General features: G+C 54.5%; 7 protein-coding genes. All 7 read right to left on the bottom strand.

The features are described from left to right. Positions 1 to 47: 47 nt before the first annotated feature. The gene (locus tag SCARR_RS21615) at positions 48 to 1,832 is read right to left on the bottom strand and encodes a hypothetical protein (RefSeq protein ID WP_136063718.1); all 1,785 of its coding nucleotides are present in this window, start codon (positions 1,830 to 1,832) and stop codon (positions 48 to 50) included. A 374-nt stretch (positions 1,833 to 2,206) separates the two neighbouring features. Continuing rightward, a complete protein-coding gene (locus SCARR_RS21610) occupies positions 2,207 to 5,857 on the bottom strand; it encodes a polysaccharide lyase family 8 super-sandwich domain-containing protein (RefSeq protein ID WP_168433513.1) in 3,651 nt (1,216 codons plus the stop codon). A 227-nt stretch (positions 5,858 to 6,084) separates the two neighbouring features. Continuing rightward, entirely contained in the window at positions 6,085 to 8,574 is a 2,490-nt protein-coding gene (locus tag SCARR_RS21605; protein ID WP_168433512.1) for a DUF4962 domain-containing protein, read from the bottom strand. A gap of 93 nt (positions 8,575 to 8,667) precedes the next feature. Further along, positions 8,668 to 10,902: a galactose-binding domain-containing protein gene (locus tag SCARR_RS21600; RefSeq protein WP_168433511.1), complete on the bottom strand. Its 2,235-nt coding sequence runs from the start codon at positions 10,900 to 10,902 to the stop codon at positions 8,668 to 8,670. A gap of 91 nt (positions 10,903 to 10,993) precedes the next feature. After that, the gene (locus SCARR_RS21595) at positions 10,994 to 13,402 is read right to left on the bottom strand and encodes a DUF4962 domain-containing protein (protein ID WP_136063714.1); all 2,409 of its coding nucleotides are present in this window, start codon (positions 13,400 to 13,402) and stop codon (positions 10,994 to 10,996) included. 88 nt (positions 13,403 to 13,490) lie between these two features. After that, the gene (locus SCARR_RS21590) at positions 13,491 to 15,308 is read right to left on the bottom strand and encodes a DUF1961 family protein (RefSeq protein WP_136063713.1); all 1,818 of its coding nucleotides are present in this window, start codon (positions 15,306 to 15,308) and stop codon (positions 13,491 to 13,493) included. 95 nt (positions 15,309 to 15,403) lie between these two features. Beyond that, complete coding sequence (locus SCARR_RS21585) at positions 15,404 to 17,059, bottom strand: arylsulfatase (RefSeq protein ID WP_136063712.1); 1,656 nt, start codon at positions 17,057 to 17,059, stop codon at positions 15,404 to 15,406. Between the last annotated feature and the right edge of the window lie 3 nt (positions 17,060 to 17,062).

Here is a 17,062-nt window from a genome sequence, read left to right as displayed (position 1 = left end):
TATTACCGCAAAGAATTCCCCGACTAATGCCGGGGAACAAAACGTCGCTACTCGCTAATCATGATTTCGAGTTGGGTGAATTCAGCGGACTGACCTTCCATGGAGATCCGGTTGGTGACCGACTCAAACTCGTCACCAAGCGAGCCAGTGAACGGAGCGGAGATGCCAACGGCCAGTTCATAGTCGTTCGTCCACGTTCCGGAAACCAGATTATCGACGTTCAGAACATCATAAGCCAGACTGCGGTCAACATAGTCCGTGTGGCGGTTGTAGACGTAGTAGAACCAATTGGTCGAACCATCATCGAGCGTTTCGAAGGCAGGGAGAATGCCGCCTTCAACGAATCCATTGGTCGGGTTTCCGCCCAAGGCATACTCGGCAAGGTTGTCGAGTAAATCGCCGTCATAGTCGTCCGCATAGGTGTTGCTATTGGTCATGCCGTAATCATCCGTCCAATCCGAAAAGGTAGGAACCGGCTGATCGGCTTCCGCCCACATGTAGTAATAGTGGGTGTTATTGGTTCGCGTGTCCGCATAGAGGATGGTTCCCATGCCATTTGTCCAGGACATGGTTGCTAACTCAGCATTCCGAAGTGATGCCGCAGATCCCACCGCGCCGTTTGTCCAGGTGATCACGCCTGCATCAATCAAGTCCACAGCATTGGAAAATCCTGTTGCACCGGAAATATGGCGCAATTTCAAAACGCCACCCGCCAGGTGAAGGTTTTCCTGTGTGTTATTACTGTCAGACAAAATCGCGTGAATCTGGAATTCGCCATCGTTTACCGTGATTGAGCTGGACGCATCCACGCCCGCATCGCCAAGTCTTAAGGTCGAGGCTTTAAGATAGGTATCAACTCCACTCATTGTCATGATACCTGTTGTACCTACTGATGCGCCGACTTCCAGAGTGCCAACGACCATCGATCCTCCGCTCATATTAAGTGACCCGGACGCACTGGAGGTGCCATCGCCTTGATTTCCGAGGGTAAGAGCTCCAGAAAGAACATTAGTTCCTCCCGTCATGATCATCGAACCCGTTGCTGTTTTCAAATGGCCCACATAAATACCTTTGGCAGTAATCTCACCACCGGACTGGGTAAAGGTTGCCAAGCCATCACGCCCTACCTGCATTTCTTCACCAGTGTGCGTAATCGTTCCGCCTGTCATATTAAAAGTGGCAACTGCGGAAGTGTTATCCGTCATTTCGAGTCTGGTGCCCTCAAATGTCATCGACCCCGAAGTCATCGTTACCGATCCAGTGGAAGTGGCCGCCTGCCCTACTGCTAGCACATTGCTGAAAACAGCTGTGCCGCCATCAACCAACAGGCTGCCAAGAGTCGAGCCGTCCACTCCAAGCTGAGCTTCCTGGGAAACAGTCAATACGCCGCCCGTATACACATTCACATACCCGGTATCGCCGCCACCGCTTTCACCAACCTCGAAAATGCCTGTGCCTGAAAAATTGGCGGATCCGCCATCATTGATATTCAACGTGGCATCGCCGCTGGAACCAACCCGGTTATTGCCGGAAAAGTCACTGCCATCAGATGTCAAAGAACCACCCGCATTTACGTTGATGATGGATGCCCCGGGAGTCCCGCTACCGCGGAAATTCAGACCACCGGCAACTGCCACCGAATCAATATCGGCCGTTTTGGCTGCTTGCAACCGAGCCTGAAGAATTGCAGTAGGCACTCCTGCCGACCAGTTTGCGGCGTTTGTCCAAGCCGTATCGATCGTTCCATTGAATCGTGTTTCCGCCTGCGCCTGCATTGAAAAGCCCGTCATTGCGACGATGGCCAGTAGTGTGGTTAATGTTTTATGTGTCATCTTATTTACTCCATTTCAGTGAATGATTCCGTTCCTTATCGACCTGTCCAACGACTGGATACAATTCCCCTTTGGACTAGTTTCTTTTTTGCCACGCCCTGTCAAGATGCGCCATAAATATTTACTCCTGCTCAGGTTTAACCGTAAACCTAAATCTAAGCCGTGACGAGTAATGCGTGATCAGGTTCGTAGTCCCGCCTTTAGGCGGCTGTGCGGACGGACCGCCTTGTTTGGGACTTCATGACTTATGGGGGAGGGCGACGCTCTGTCGGAGCCGTTCGGCGGATTGGCTCGGACAGAGCCTCGCCCTCCAGTCCCGTTCATGAAAAATCCAGCGCAGCTGGTGGGGGGACTAAAGGCGGGACTACGAACCTTTACATACTTTTTATTTTCAGACGGATATATTGATGTGGCTCGACATCGGTCGGGACTTCATTGGTCACGATTTCAAAGCCGGTTTCGGCCGGAGCGAAGCCGGTTTCGGAAACGCCGTTGGTTGTCCACGTGCCAGAAACCAGGTTTGTGTTGCGCTCGACGATGTAGGCCAATCCCAATGCCGTTGCATTGGTTCGGCGGCGATGAATGTATTCGAAGAAGGAAGCGTCAATGGATCCAATCACGGGAAGAATTCCGGACGATACGGTTCCATTGGTTGGGACTCCTCCTAAGGCATATTCCGCCAGATTGTTCAGCGAATCCCCGTCCGGATTCGCCAGCAATTCGGCATCGCTGCCGAGCAGATTGTAGTCCGCCGCCCAAACAAGATAGGGACTGGTTGCCGATGATGGTGTCGCAATGGCAATTTCGAGGTTGTCGAACCAGGTTTCCTGCTGGGGGCTTGAATAGGTCTCGAAGCGCAGGCTCCTAATATCGGATAGCGTATTGGTTCCAATGCCACGGTCGTTGACCACGTCGTTCCCCACAAGGTTGCCGTCCTGCCATACATCCATTTTTCCTGAAGCCAGCATTTGCGGACTGCCGTGCGGGTCGATGTATTCAATCGCATCGACGCGTTCATTGAAGAATACATCCACATGGACCTTGGTGCCGTAGGGAATCGGGGTGCTGTCCGGCTTCAGGATGCCATCTTCCGGGCGGATGCCGCCAACGACCTCGTCCTCGCTGATTTTCACGTTATCGATCCCCATGCGAACGGAGAGCGATCCTGTCAGGCCATTGTCCGGCTCGGAAAAGTCGAAGCTCAATCGCACAGCACGCGCATCGACAATATCCTCGGCCACCAGATTCGAGGACTTTCCCCCAGCATCGCGCATGCCGAGATATTGATTCGCCGGCCCTTCACCGAAAACCCCACCCGCATCGGTGCGGACATGGACAAAGACATTCGACGCTTCAAAGTAACTGCTGGAGGTCCACTTTCCGGCGGTCGGCAGGGCGGCATCAGAAACATACAAATCGAAATCGTCCTCAAAAACCACCGTTGTAAATTCAAGCGGACTGGTTGCACCGCCGTATGGAGCAAGCACGGCGTCGATGCTTTCGCCGTGGATGCAGGCGAATCGCAGCACGGTACCGCCGTTTTCATAGCGCACCACCGAGACATCCGAAAGCGTTCCGACCAGCTCCCACAGCCCCTGCACACGAATGTCCACCGGCAACTCGGTGCTGGGCAGATACTGCCGTTCGTCGGAATCGTTGATCCAGTCAAACGTGACCTCCTGCGCGGTGGCCACAAAACCAAGGTCAGGATTCGCGACGGAAATTTTCCAGCCATTGGACGTTGGCTCTGTCATTGCGAGACAAGGCGTATCGACCCATTCAACCAACGCATTCGTATTATCGACTGCTCCGAAAAAGGCGTAGGCCGTCTGGTTGGCCTGCGGGAAGAAAACCTGATGCACATTGCCGTCCATGCGCTGCACCTGGTAGTAGGAACTGGCGGACGCGGCGAGCGTTCCGATCTCCCCTTCCCCCTGCACCAGGATGGCGGCCTCGTAGGTCTCAGCGGAGGGAGCAAGGCCGTGGTCGAACACCACAGTGGAATAGTCGCCGCTGGAGGCCGTGGTGCCATGGTCATGGTAGGAGTTTTGATTGCCTTGAAACAGTTTCATGCCGTACGCATCGGGAATGTAGTATCCGTTGCCGAACGGATCGGCCAACGTTATGCTGCCGGAAGCTGCGATGGTTTCCGATCCATCGGGGAACACCACTCCATTTTTCTTCATCGTCTGGCTGCCGGAGGTGTGGCACGACTGGAACAATGTGGTTTCCACCGCATGCGAGCCGTCGCCTCCAGAAATATCCGTTCCGAGCATCACAATCAGATCGTCCGAAAAGAAAACGCTCTTCTTGGCAACCAGATCCATCTGCGTTCCGTCAGGAAATTCGGGATCGTCGAGAACCATGCCGAACAGGCCGTTTTGTTCATCCACCGATACGCCGCCGAGAAAAGTTTCGGCACTGAAGATGCGGTGTTCCATGGCGGCGGGGCTTCCAACAATTGGGAAGCGCACGCCGGTGGTGCCGGGCTGGCGATACCAATCCCAGCCGTTCTGAATGTCGTAGCCGCTGTCGATGTCGTTGACCGGCGAACCGTTGGCAAAGATGGTCAGCATGCCGTGGCTGACATATTGGCCATAGACGTTTTCAGTGCTTCCGCCGTTTTCGTAGTCCCAAATATATTTGCTAAAGCCTTTGACGCCCGCCATCCAGCCATTGCGGCGGTGAATCGCGAGGCCTCCGTAGGGCTTCATCCAGAAACCGCTGGGATCGGGTTCGGGAACAATGGATCGGGCATCGAGTTCCTTGGCCATATCAACGGCATACATGCCACGCAGAATCTTGCCGCGCCCGCCATCAAATACAAAATCCATTCCAACTGCGGACGGATCCCAGAGACGTTCAAACACGGGACGCATCGAGGCATCGTCGAGCCCCAGCCCGGAGGCAAAGATGACATAGGTTCCAAACGCCTGGCCGATGATGTGCTCCGTAACATCGGGGAAGCGTCCGCGGATGCCGAAGGGCATGGCATATTTCTGCGAATACAGCCGGTAGGTCAGCGCCAGTTGCTTCAGGTTTTCAACCGAGTTGGTTTCGACGGCATAGGGCGTTCCCTGCAAGGCATAGACCCCGAACGCCGCCTGCGGCATAAAGCCGCCCGTGTAGGAATTTCCATAGATGCCGCGATGGTGGTATCCGGTAAAGTCCGGCTTGATCGTATCCGCCCAACCGGGAATGCACTTGAGCGAATCAGTAAAAACCTCCTGTGCATCGGCCAGCATTTCAGCGCGACGGGTGACGTTGGTCTGGAGCATGGCCGAAACAAAAGTGACATCGGAATAAATCTGGAGCGCATCGGACTGGACGAGACCGGGCAGATTGGTCGGGGTATCGTAGGGAATCCAATAGTAGACATGCCCCGAACTGCGCCCCAGCATTTCAAGGAAGGTGACGAGCTCCAGCGCGTCGGAAAAAATCGGCTCGCCGGCGGCATGAGGCTCCATCAGCAACGCGGCCTGACAATAGGAACCCATGCGCAACTCCATATCCACAATATTCGCGCAACCCGCAGGCGGAGGATTGTTCAGTTCGCGAGTCGCATTGCGATGGAATGTCATCCCGGTTTTGACACCGCGGCCATAGAGATATTCCAGTGATTGAAAATAGAGGTCTTTGATGCTCGAATCAAGATAGTGAGCATTGCCGGGCGCATCCACCGTGTAGCCGAAGGCCAGCGCGGGAAGCCAGCTTTCAAGAAACTTACTGTATACCTCCTCCTCTTCCTCAAAACCTGTTTCGCCCGGATAAAGCGAAAAGACCGCGTTCGTGTCGGACGTAAAGTCAAACGCCTGCACCTGCGCTACCCGCGAGTTGATCCGACTCACAAAGACACTGGCCGCTTCGCTTCCCAGCGATCCGTCGAACGTCGTGGAGGTGCCTTGTAGGAATTGCAGGTAACGCGCCTTCACCTGCGCATGCGCCGCATTAATCTCGTTCGTCGTCAGCGCACGGCTCTGCGCGGCAAACATGAACAACAGTAGAACAACCCATATACGCTTCATAACAGTGATAAACCTTCTTTGACTAATTGGATCCATTTATGGCGCAAATCATTCAGCTTCAGCGACATGTTTTTCCGAGGATGCCGGTTTATTCGTAAACCCAGACCTCGCCCCGTCTTTACCTGTTCGCCGGTAAAAGCGCCTTGTTTGTTAGGTTTCCGCTCATAGATCGGCACTACAGCCCATTTTGAAACACGCACCCTTGGAAATAAGGGGCGAAATACGGGTTAATAAACCGGAGGTTGATTCGCCAACCGCTGCACCGAAACTTCCGCCCCGTTCTTTTCCACCAGCAGCGTGGCGGACGCCGAAACCGGAGGCAGCTGTTCGCCGAACACCTCGGACGGCCAGTCATTGATATAGAGACAGGCCTTATCCGACTGTGCCGACAGGCGGGCCGGTTTGGATGCATCCAGTTCCGCGCGCACCATGGTATCGCCGACCCGGAATGTTCCGTTGCCCTGATCCTCCACCGGAACCGGTGCCGCTCCTTGGTCACCCAGTTGCAGAACGGTCAGAAAGCGCATGCTTTTCGATTTGCCCTGAGTCACGTAGCTAAGATGGTACTGCCTAGGTGTGGCCTTGTACTTTTTCTTGAAGTCGATGGCCGGCGAAAAGAATTCGTCAGTCAGGCTGGCCTTGAGTGGCTGTGATCCGGACACATAGACCTCCGCCACATTTTTACCGGTGTCGAGGCGCAACAATCCGGCAGGGTCGAGTCCAGGCGGCTTCATGGTGTGCAGCAGCAGGGTCCAGTCGGAATCCTGCTCGGATTCAAGCACGTCGTACACCACGACCGTATCCGGATGCAGAAGCATCACATGCCGCTCGAACAGCTTCAACATGCTGTCGCCATAGCCGTATTCCCGGGTGTTGGGCTGATTTGATGTCTCCATCATATCGAGGAACTGTTCATCCACGGTCGGACGGTAGGCCATCGTCGCATCACCGCAAGCATAGCCAATCCGGCTTCCGTTCGCGAAACGCTTGATCCAGCCGTAGCCCTCGTGCCCGTAGGCCTGCCCGCAGCCGTTGACGAGGATTGTGTTATGGGCGCGGGTGTGACGGTAGGACGACATCGCGTGGGGATCGCAAAACGAGGTGTAGTAGCCAGTCGAATAGAAGAGCGGCTCCCCTTTGCGGGAGAGGTTGAAGGCGTTCTGGTTGGCATGCATATGGCCTTTGGCTCCGAACGGCGAGGAGCGGAAGTAGACGGCGGTATCGCGCGAGCTGTCGAGCACATCCGAATGCAGGGCGGCCAACCCAACCCCGGCAAACATGCGGGCCTGCGGCGGCTCCGCCGGAGCGGGTACTTTGGAGAGATCCAGATGCAGGTTTTCGACAACCTGATACCAGGCCTCAACGTCCACATCCTTGCCGGCCATCTGCGACAATCGGAAGATCGCCTTGGGATCCTGGTTTTCAACCCCCAGAACCAGCATCGAGTTTTGCCCGACATCGCCTTCACCCACGCGATCATGCATGTCGCCGAAGCCGTCGATCCGCCCCCCGACGGGTGCAAAGTAGATGTAGTAGTCCGGCAGATTCTGGTACCACTGCATTTTGAAGACGTCGGCGCCGCCGATTTTCTTCATCAGCAGGGCCATATCGACCACGGCGGACTTGTTGACGCCGAAATAGCCAAACCCCTCGGCCCAACCGCCATCTGAGGCGGCAAGGTTGGGGAAGCGGGCCAAAAAGAGTTCGTAGGTGTATTCGAGCATTTCATTGGCCGGTTCAAGATCATGGACGGTCGCCAAGGCGGCGGTAAAGTTGCCCGCCAGCTCCATCTGCCAGAAATGATTTTCAACCTGCCGCCCCTCTTTGTCGCCGGGCCAAGCCTTGAGGCCATGCTCGAGCTGTCCAGCGATCACCGCAAGCATGCGTTTGCGAACCTGAGGCGGAATAGTGCTGTAAAGCGCATCATACGCCTTCGAAAGACAGGTAAGCACCTTCGATCCGAGCAGGTCGTCGGTCGGCCAGGTCAGCAGAACATCGATCCGCGTCAGCAACGCTTCGCGCATTGCCGCATCGCCAGTTAGCACATAGGCGTCCACCAGCGAGTGAAAGCGCAGCACTTCGTTGTTGCTGACTCTCGTCAGCGCCTTTGCTTTCGCCGGATCCGCGTCGTCCAGCGGCCCGTAATAGACCGGAGCCTTGGCCGCAGCCTGTCCCTTCTCGATCATCGAGGCGGCCAATGGATGCGTCGCTGCGGATTTATGAATGTCCGCCAGATCCCGCCCGAGGGTGATGACACGCGGGTGCGTTTTGGCGACGCCCGCTAGAAACGTTTCGAAATCCGGAGACTCAAACACCGGAGTATTGTCTTTGATCACGAACGAATAAGGCCCCTTGGTGACGCTGCTTTTCCCATCCTGGATTTCATAGCGCCAGTACCAGACGCCGGAGGCCAGCTTCTGGTGGGGATTGAAAAAGCACCAACGTTGCAGCTGGCCTCGGATCGTTTTTCCGGCGGGAAAGTTTTCGTCCTGCGACAATTCAACGCGGTACTGCACGCTGCGCTTCTCAAAATGCTTCACCGAAGCCCACTGAAGGCTAGGAGGATTGACCAACGCATCGTTCCCTGGGACTGGCGCTGGCGATTGGCGCCACTCTTCATAGAGATAAGGCGGCATACCTCCGGGAGATCCCGAAGCAGCCGCCATTACAACTACTCCCACACACAAAACGCCAGCTATAATCTTCCATTTATTCATAGTCATCGCCCTTCTTATATCTCATTGCTGGAGGATAAACTTAAAGATGTTGGCGATATGTTTGTACGCCACGTCCGCACAGGTCAGTAACGGCTATAAAACCGGGCCAAAGAGCTTCAGCAAATTGTACCGGTTTTGATAGCGCTCGTTTCCGAGCCCCTCGATCTTGATAAAGCGGGCCTTCTGTGCCGGGAAATGGAAGCGCTGCTCCCCTTCCCGCTTTGAGCTGTGGCCGTGGAAAACCTGTTCCCACGTTTTACCATCCGTGGAAACGTGGATCTTGAAATCATAGCGCCGCTGGAATGCGGTATCGAAGCCGAGCCCAACCGATGAAACAGGAGAGGACTTCCCGAGGTCGATTTCGATGAACTGGGGTTTGAATATTTTCTCGCCGTCTTCCTCGACATAGCTGTTGGCTGACCAGACCGTTGTCCAGTCGCCATCGAGCAACGTAGAGGCATCGCCCTCAGCAACGCGGACCATTTGCACGCTCAGCGGAATCTCCGCAATGGCAGGAACGGCCTGGGCGTCCGGTTGTTCCTGCGGACGGAACGCGACGCTAAATTTCAAATCCTTCACATCATCGAAGCGTAAAGCCAGACGCGTGATCTTCCCAGCGTCCGGATATTCGCCAACGATCACCCGCGAGGTCGGCAGCGGGCGGGCGGGTTCTGCGGTAAGGACGGGCGGCGGTGTGCCCTTCAGCATGATAACTTCAAGACGCACCGTCTTTCCATTGGAACGAAGAAGCGCGGTTTTACCGTCCTCCATAAGTTCAACTTCCGCGGCCGTGTGCGCAAACCACCAGACCTCCGATGGCTTCTTCAGCGTCAGTTCATCCTTGACCAACAGGTTGCCATTGTATCGATCCAGCATAAAACCGCGGTTCACCTTCAGAGCGGCATCGGCATATGCGGGCGTCATGTCGCCCATCAACCAGCCATAGGATGGCGTGCTCTGGGTCGTGACGATTTCGCTGTCGCTATCGATGATCTGCTGATACGCGTCGGTCGGATTGATAACAATCGTGTTGTGCCCCTCCGGCTTAGCGCGATAGAAATGATAGCGTGCGTCTTCATAACTAAAATAGTTATTGATATACGGCGCTCCCGAGAGGTCCGTGATCCAGCGAACGCCGCCCCAGTCGTAAACAAAACTTCCGACGTCGGAATGCGCATGGCTCTGCCATGGCCGACCAAACTTGAAGCCCACCCACGCGGCGGATTCGTCGTCCCAGCTCGAACGCGCCGTGCCGACTCCAATACGCCCGAATGTCGCGTCCAACGGAAATTCGGTCGCCGTCGCTTTCATGCTCGGATCGTCCCAGCAGAGCCCCAAAACAGAGCCGCGATGGTTTTCCAATGATTGGAGATGGCGGAACGCCGCGGCCAGTTCCGCATCGTCGGTCACCTGGGCCAGCCAGCACATCCAATAGGCCGAATTGATCCGCGAGGTGCCGTCCGCATAATTAAACGTTCCCGTCGGCCCCGTGGTCGCGACGAGATATCGGCCGGTTTTCCCAATGCCTGGATGATCCAGCAATCCCGACAACGAACCCAAACTGTTTTGAACCGAAGAGAGACCAAGTGTCATGCCGGTCATGCCATAACCAAAATAGCCCGATCCTTCATCCCACGCGCCGTCCGGCAACAGACCATCGAGCGTGCCGACCTTGAGCGATCCCAACCCCGCCACGATCACTTTCCGCGCGGCAGCATCGTGCTCCGTGCCCAACAGCGCCGATGCCACGACCAGCGAGGCGCCTACGCACACGCCGTTGTGGTTGTTGTAGTAAGTGTTGTCCGGCCGTTTCGCGGTCATCCACCACGCGCCTCCATCCACCGTCTTTTGAAACAGCGCGAGGCTCGTTTCCGCGAGGTTCCGCTCCGTCGCTGCACGAAGTTCCGCAGGCAGATCGTCATACAGCCAGTCCAACGCCACCGCGACGCCCACCGAAACCATCGCCTGATCCAGCGCCCACTTTTTATCCCACATCGGTTTTTCATACGCGGCAGCGAGGATCTCCTTCGCTTTGTTCTGATACGCTTTGCCGCCCTCGACCTTGTGGACCAGCGCGAGGTTCATCAGATCGGCCTGTGTGTTACGTCCGATCTTCACCTCCGCCTCAACCACGTTGTCCGCGGCCTTTTTCACGTCGGCATACCATCCCGCGTGTCGCGGACTTCGCTCGATCCGCGATTTAATTTCCACGAACCCGCCTTCCGGCAAAACCAGTCTCGGCCGCTCCACGGCTAGCGCGGCGCCCGCGATCAACAGGGCTATGAACAACGTTGATAGAATTCTAAAGTTCTGTGGTTTTCTCTTCATGCTATATTCCTTCTTTTCTTGAATAGATGTCATTTAAATCGGCCGAGATAACCGTAAGCAACAATATCTATTTGGTCATACGAATTCCTCTTTAACGCGATGAAAAACCTTCCAGGAATTGGATGGCCGGATCAGCGAGCGAGAACTCTTTTTCCGAACCTTGAAAAACATCGAGAGTTACTGAAACACGCCAGTCACCGATTTCCGCACCGCCTTTTTTCCATTCCACCACCCGTGGTTTTTCGCCGGAAGGCGTGATCTGAATGATGGAGAGGAAGCGTTGTTTCGCGGCGGGTTTGGAATCGACCGACAAATGCCACTGATCAGGCATCGGGCGGACAGAGCCATCATAGGCCTTGTGCTTCTGCCAGTTGGTGGCCGGAGAAAAGAACTCGGTTGATATTTTCGCCGAGGTTCCACCGCGTGCCTCAACGTACCCATCAAATAAACCGTTGCTTGTTTTAAACCGATCATTCCCCTCCGTCTTCAGTTCATTCGGGCTGTGCAGCAGCCAGCTCCATTCAATCGGATGATCCCCTTCCAGCTCATCGAGAATCACCAACGTGTTGATTGGATGAATGAACAGCAGGTGCCTTAGAAATTTCGTTACGCCCGCGTCGCCAAAGCCGTTCTCACGGGAATGCTCGACGTTATTCTTCTTAAAGTTTTTCACCCACATGTCGTCGGTCATCTTGCCGCCATAGGCGTCCGATGCGTCGCCCATCGTATAGGTGATAATTGGAGATGAATGGAAACGCCGAATCTGCCCATAACCCGAAGTCCCGATGGTCTGCCCGAGCCCGTCGGCGAGGATCGTGTTATGCCCCCGGCTGTGGCGATAGTGAAGCAGCGTGTGCGGATCAGCGAACGAGGTATAGTAGCCGCTGCTCAGGAAGAGCGGTTTTCCGCCCGCAATAATGTTGAATGCGTTTTGGCTAGCAAGACAGTGGCTGCCGGAGCCGTACGGACTGGATCGGAAGGCAACAAAGACATCATCCTTTACCGACTCCGGTGCAGTATGGATCGCCACCACGCCGGTATCAGGCATCGCCCGGGCGGTTTCACTCGGTGGCTTCGGCACCGGCATCGGCTTTTCGCTCAAGTTCACAAACCATTCCAGCGCTTCGCTGTCGAGCTTGTGTTTTGCATTGGGATCATAGATCCGCTTTTTTTGCCCGTGCTCCCATTTTTCCAAGGTTTGGAAATACCACGCCGCGCGCGGATTAGCCGTCTCCTTTGCGAGCAGCTCCATAAAAACGCCACGCTTCCAGTGCGGGTGCGTCTGGCTGCTGTGGCCGTCGCCGAAACCGGCCGAGTAGGATCCCGGTGGATATGTAGCGATAATGCTATCGGCCGCGTTCTGGAACCACGGGTGCGCAAACGCATCGATACCAACCAACCGCTGCCAGAGCAACGGCACCTGGATCAGCGTCACGATGTTGGCCGAAAGATAACCGGTGCCGTTGAACCAGCCGCCGTCATAGTTGAAGCCACCCGCCGGTGCGCGCGCAAACCACAGCTTATAGCAATACTCCAGCCACTCGTCCGCACGGTCGTCGTGTCCATACAAGGCCACCGCGCTCCGTAACAAGCTAGCATACGTCTTCTGCCAGGAATGGTTGTCGAACATATGCGCTTCAAGCCGTCCGGCCAGATGCTCATAGACGCGCTCAGCGCCGGCACCTATGGTTTTCTGAATCGCTAGCCGGTCAGCGGGTTCAAAGAATTCAAAGCAGCTATCAAATGCAAACACCAGTGTGTCCTGCACTGCAGAACGGGTAAAATCGTTCAGCCCGACCAGGCGCGGGTCGAGGTTGCGCACCCCTAATGTCAGTTCTACGCACTTTTCGGCATATTTCGTTTCTCCCGTCAGCAGCCACGCCTTGGCCAAGTAAAGAATCGGCGTTTTTACCTTTCCCAGAAATATCTTAGTATCGTTGATCGCCAAGCGGTTCACCGTGGCATCGTTGATTCGGCTGAAATCCACATTCGGAGGCAGAAGATCATCCATCGAGGTTTTCATGAACAGATCGGCGTTCTCTAAAACCTCTTTCCGTAGGTCGGGGCTGATCCGCTTAGCAAAGCTCGCGCGTTCCCCTTCCAGCAGCAATAACCGCGGATGGGTCTTTGGCATTCGTTCCCTGATGGATCCAAAGTCTGGAATCTCCATCGACCATTCAACCTTTTCAGGAACCGTGAATTCCTGAACCTGATGTTCATTCACCTGCCAATACCACGTTCCCGGCTCCAGCTTCTTCCCATTGAAAACAAACGACCATTCTGTTTCTTCAACCGCCGCACTCGAAAGATCCGGTTTCCTCCCAAGTCGAAACGTGTTTTCCCCGTCCTCTTGAGGCCAAAGGAACGGCATCGGATTCGCGCGAATCATGCTGTCCTTCTTCGGATAAAACGCATCGCGATGCTTCGCATGGGGTGCTTGCCCCGCAGCAACCGAGAAACCTAAAATGAATAATAGAGTCAGAAGAACACCCTTTTTCATGCTTTTCCTTTTTGCGATCTCTGCGTTCTTTCGCGGCTAACAAATCCTGTCCGTTCATCCGCAACGAAGCTGGAAGCTTCGTCTACATTCATTCGAAGGTTTGGGTGAATCCGGCGCAATCAACCATAAAACCGTCAGCACCGGGTTTGTAGATGCCATACTTAAAATACGGGCCCTTCTCATCGTTCTTGCCGATGTCGCCCGTCCAATCCACAACCGGTTCCCCATCCATCCACACCTTCACAAAACCGGATTCAAGCGGCACATCGTGATCCAGGCTGTATTTTGAATACTTGATCTGAACCTTAAAGTTGATCCACTTATCAATCGGCACCTCCGCGATCGGCTTTTCAAAAATGCATGCACCCGTTTTATTTCCCTTGGCCTGCTCACGGCGGACGACGGGCTTCGGCTTAATGCGCACCGTGTTGTCGGATCGTGCATTGGGGTCGTTGCGAACCAGCAGGCACATGTGGCCGTCCTGAAACTTGAACGCCGCAATCGGCCCACCGGCAGAGCCGTCGAACTTCCACCCGTTAGGTTTATCGGTTTTTGGATCTATGCCGATGTGCTCATCCGTCACCTTCATGGACTTCCGCAAGGCAATGTATTCTGCGGTCGGCAAGATCTTCCGCTCGCCCTCCGGCGTGATAACCAGCGTGCGGTCGGGGCGGCCGTGCCATTGCGCAAATATTCCCTTCGCATCCTCCTTCAGTGGCTCTGGAAATCGCGCGTTCCATTCATAGGTGATCGTGTCGCCATAATGACCCTGGTCATTTTTCAGGTAGAGATTCGCCAGCTCGGAAAGATCGGATAGTTCCCTTTCAGAAAAACCTTCGAGATTCGAGGCATAGCAGGTGGTCAACTCGACGCGATTCACCTTTGGCGAAGCTTCAAAACGGTAGACGGGATTCCCTTTGTAGGTATTGATCACGTCGCGATACAACTTTCCCTCCGGCTCGGGATTGCCAACAACGATAAATTTCCCGTCGATGACATCCTTCGGTTGTGGCACGTCGCGCTGTGCGGAAAGACGGGAGGTAATGTTTTCGCCCTTGCCCGCATAAGCAAACGGATCTTCGTTCAGCTCATAGACTTCATAGTCGTCATACCATCCCTTGGCCGAAGCCATCAGTCGCAACGCGAAGAAACCATCGCCGAACGGTTCGTCATCGATCCAATCGACCAGTTTTTCACCATCGCACCGAAAAACCACATGCCCATTCCATCGAAATATTTCGAGTTGCACTTCCCGCTTCAGCGCAATCCTCGGCACATCGCCTTTTTCCTCGGCGGTGAGCTGGCGTCCCGGCGCGCGGCGCATGTTGCTGGTGCCGCGTGAACCAGCCCAATAGCTTATGCGGTAGTTTTGGATGTCGCCATACATGTATTGCGCGGCCAGGCCAAAGCGCGGCGCCAGTTTTGGATCGAGTACATCCTCGCCGTTCACCCCGCGCCCGCAGAAGGTAACCATGTGCAGCGGATACGGGTTCGCCGCCTGAAACTTGAGCCTAATCAAAAAGTTTTCGGGATGTGCATGCTTGTTCCAAAACTGGATATGCCCGCCCGAAAACTGTCCGGGCTTATGAAAATCGAGTACATACTTTGGCAGGCTTTCCGGTTCGCGCTCTTTCACCCACTGCTCGATGAACGGGTAGTATTTCCCGCCGCCGTCCTTGAGCAGATCAATTTGGCCATCCAGCCGTTCCAGATCATCCGCCCATTTGGAATGGATCAGCAGCCTGCCGCCTTCAACCTTCGCAACGCCTGGCCCTTCCATCTTCCAATCCGCCAGTGACGCCGGAGTGTCGAACGAGTTTTTATAAAGAAGAGTGGTGGCTGGTTGTGCATAAGCGCTCACACACGCACAGATAAAACCAATCAGCACAAAACATTTATCTTTCATGTTGCCTTCTTTCAAGTGAACGAACGGGCTCCGTCCCTCCCTGTTTATAAACAAAATTTCGCACCAATATTAGGTCAGCGCGAAGATTGTCCAAACTAAGCGGGTCGCTGTGCATTCGGATCAGCACTCACATACGGTTCCACTTTCTTCAATCGTTTGAGATATTCAGCCAAAGGCACAGGATCGTACGGCGGGTTAAAACGCACCTCGCATTCAGGATCGGCGGGTTTGATCATCTGTTTGGCAAAGTTGGGTCCGTAACGCATACGCCGGGTCTGCAAAACAAGTTCGCCATCTTTCACCCACTCTTCGCCGCGCTCCTCGAGAAACGCAATCATGCGCTTACGCCATGCGGTCAACCGCTTCGGATCGCTAATGTTTTTGGTTTCCATCGGATCATTCATCAGGTCAAAGAGCTGCTCTTTACCGGTCTGCATAAAGCGAATATATTTGTACTGCTTATCCGTGAGTGCGACATAAGCCTGCTCTGAAAAATACTGGGAGCTGTGCTCAAGATCGAGAACTTCGCGCCATGTACAATCCGGATTGCGCAAAATATTGATCATGCTTTCTCCATCCAATCCGTTAGGAATGGGAAGTCCGGCAGCATCGAGGAAGGTGGGCATAATGTCGCGCAGCTCCACGAGATGGTCCAGTTTTTGCCCACGTTCCATAGGAATATGGAGCGCGGAAGGCCAGCGGATAATCATAGGAATATGAGCACTCGGCTCATAGGCATAGACCTTCCGCCAATGATGATGATCCCCCATCATATCGCCGTGATCGGCGGTGAAAAGGATCAGTGTATTTTCCAGTTCACCGCGCTCTTCCAAGACCTGAAGCACCTCGCCGATTTTTTCGTCGACATGCGTGATGGACGCATAATAGGCCGCACGCGAATCGTGAGTTTCCGTAACAGAATAATGTCCTAATCCCGAACTCGGCGAGTTATAGATTGATCCAGTTGCATCGCTAAATTGTTCCTTCGCCCAATCGCCAACCACCGGTTGAGGAAGTTCTTTGGCCTTATAATAATTCATCAAACGCTTGGGCGCATCGAAAGGCGGATGCGGACGGTGGCAGGAAAACTTCAGAAACCAAGGTGCATCGCCGTCATACTCGCGCAAAAATGCTTTTGCGCGTTCTGCGGTCCAAGTGGTGGGATGTATGGCCTCCTCGTAAGGCCACGGCCGATTTCCGCGATGGTCTGTAAAACTGGGGGCCCCACCCTTAGGATGTTTGTCCGGATGGTTCAATTGCATCCAGCGCATATAATCGTCGCGATAAAGGCCGTCCGGACGCAAACGCTTATCGATCTCTTCAACCTCACAGGTTTGATATCCATGTTTCGCACCATAAAAATGGTTTTTACCGGCCACGTGCGTACGATAGCCCCCATCAGTAAACAACTGCGGCATTTCGACTCTGTATTTATTCGGAATGGTAAGGAAAGAAAGCAAACCATGATTCCACGGACGCAGACCTGTAAGGATACCGGCACGTGCTGGCAGACACGAGGGCATGGAAGAATAGGATCGGGTGAACATCGCCCCTTCATTCGCGAGTCGATCCAAATTCGGGGTATCCAGCCAATCCGCCCCCGCTGCACCGATGCAGTCGCCCCGATGCTGATCATCCATGATGAACAGAATATTGATTTTCTTTTCGTTGGCTGGCGTAGAGGTTTTGCATCCTGCCAGCAGCGTTGCCGATGCCGCTCCAGACGTTTGGAGAAAATATCTGCGTTTCATAAT

This window comes from Pontiella sulfatireligans (genome assembly GCF_900890705.1).
GTDB lineage: Bacteria > Verrucomicrobiota > Kiritimatiellia > Kiritimatiellales > Pontiellaceae > Pontiella > Pontiella sulfatireligans.
Note: the sequence above shows the minus strand (reverse complement) of the source record. Positions and strands in the feature narration are given on the sequence as shown.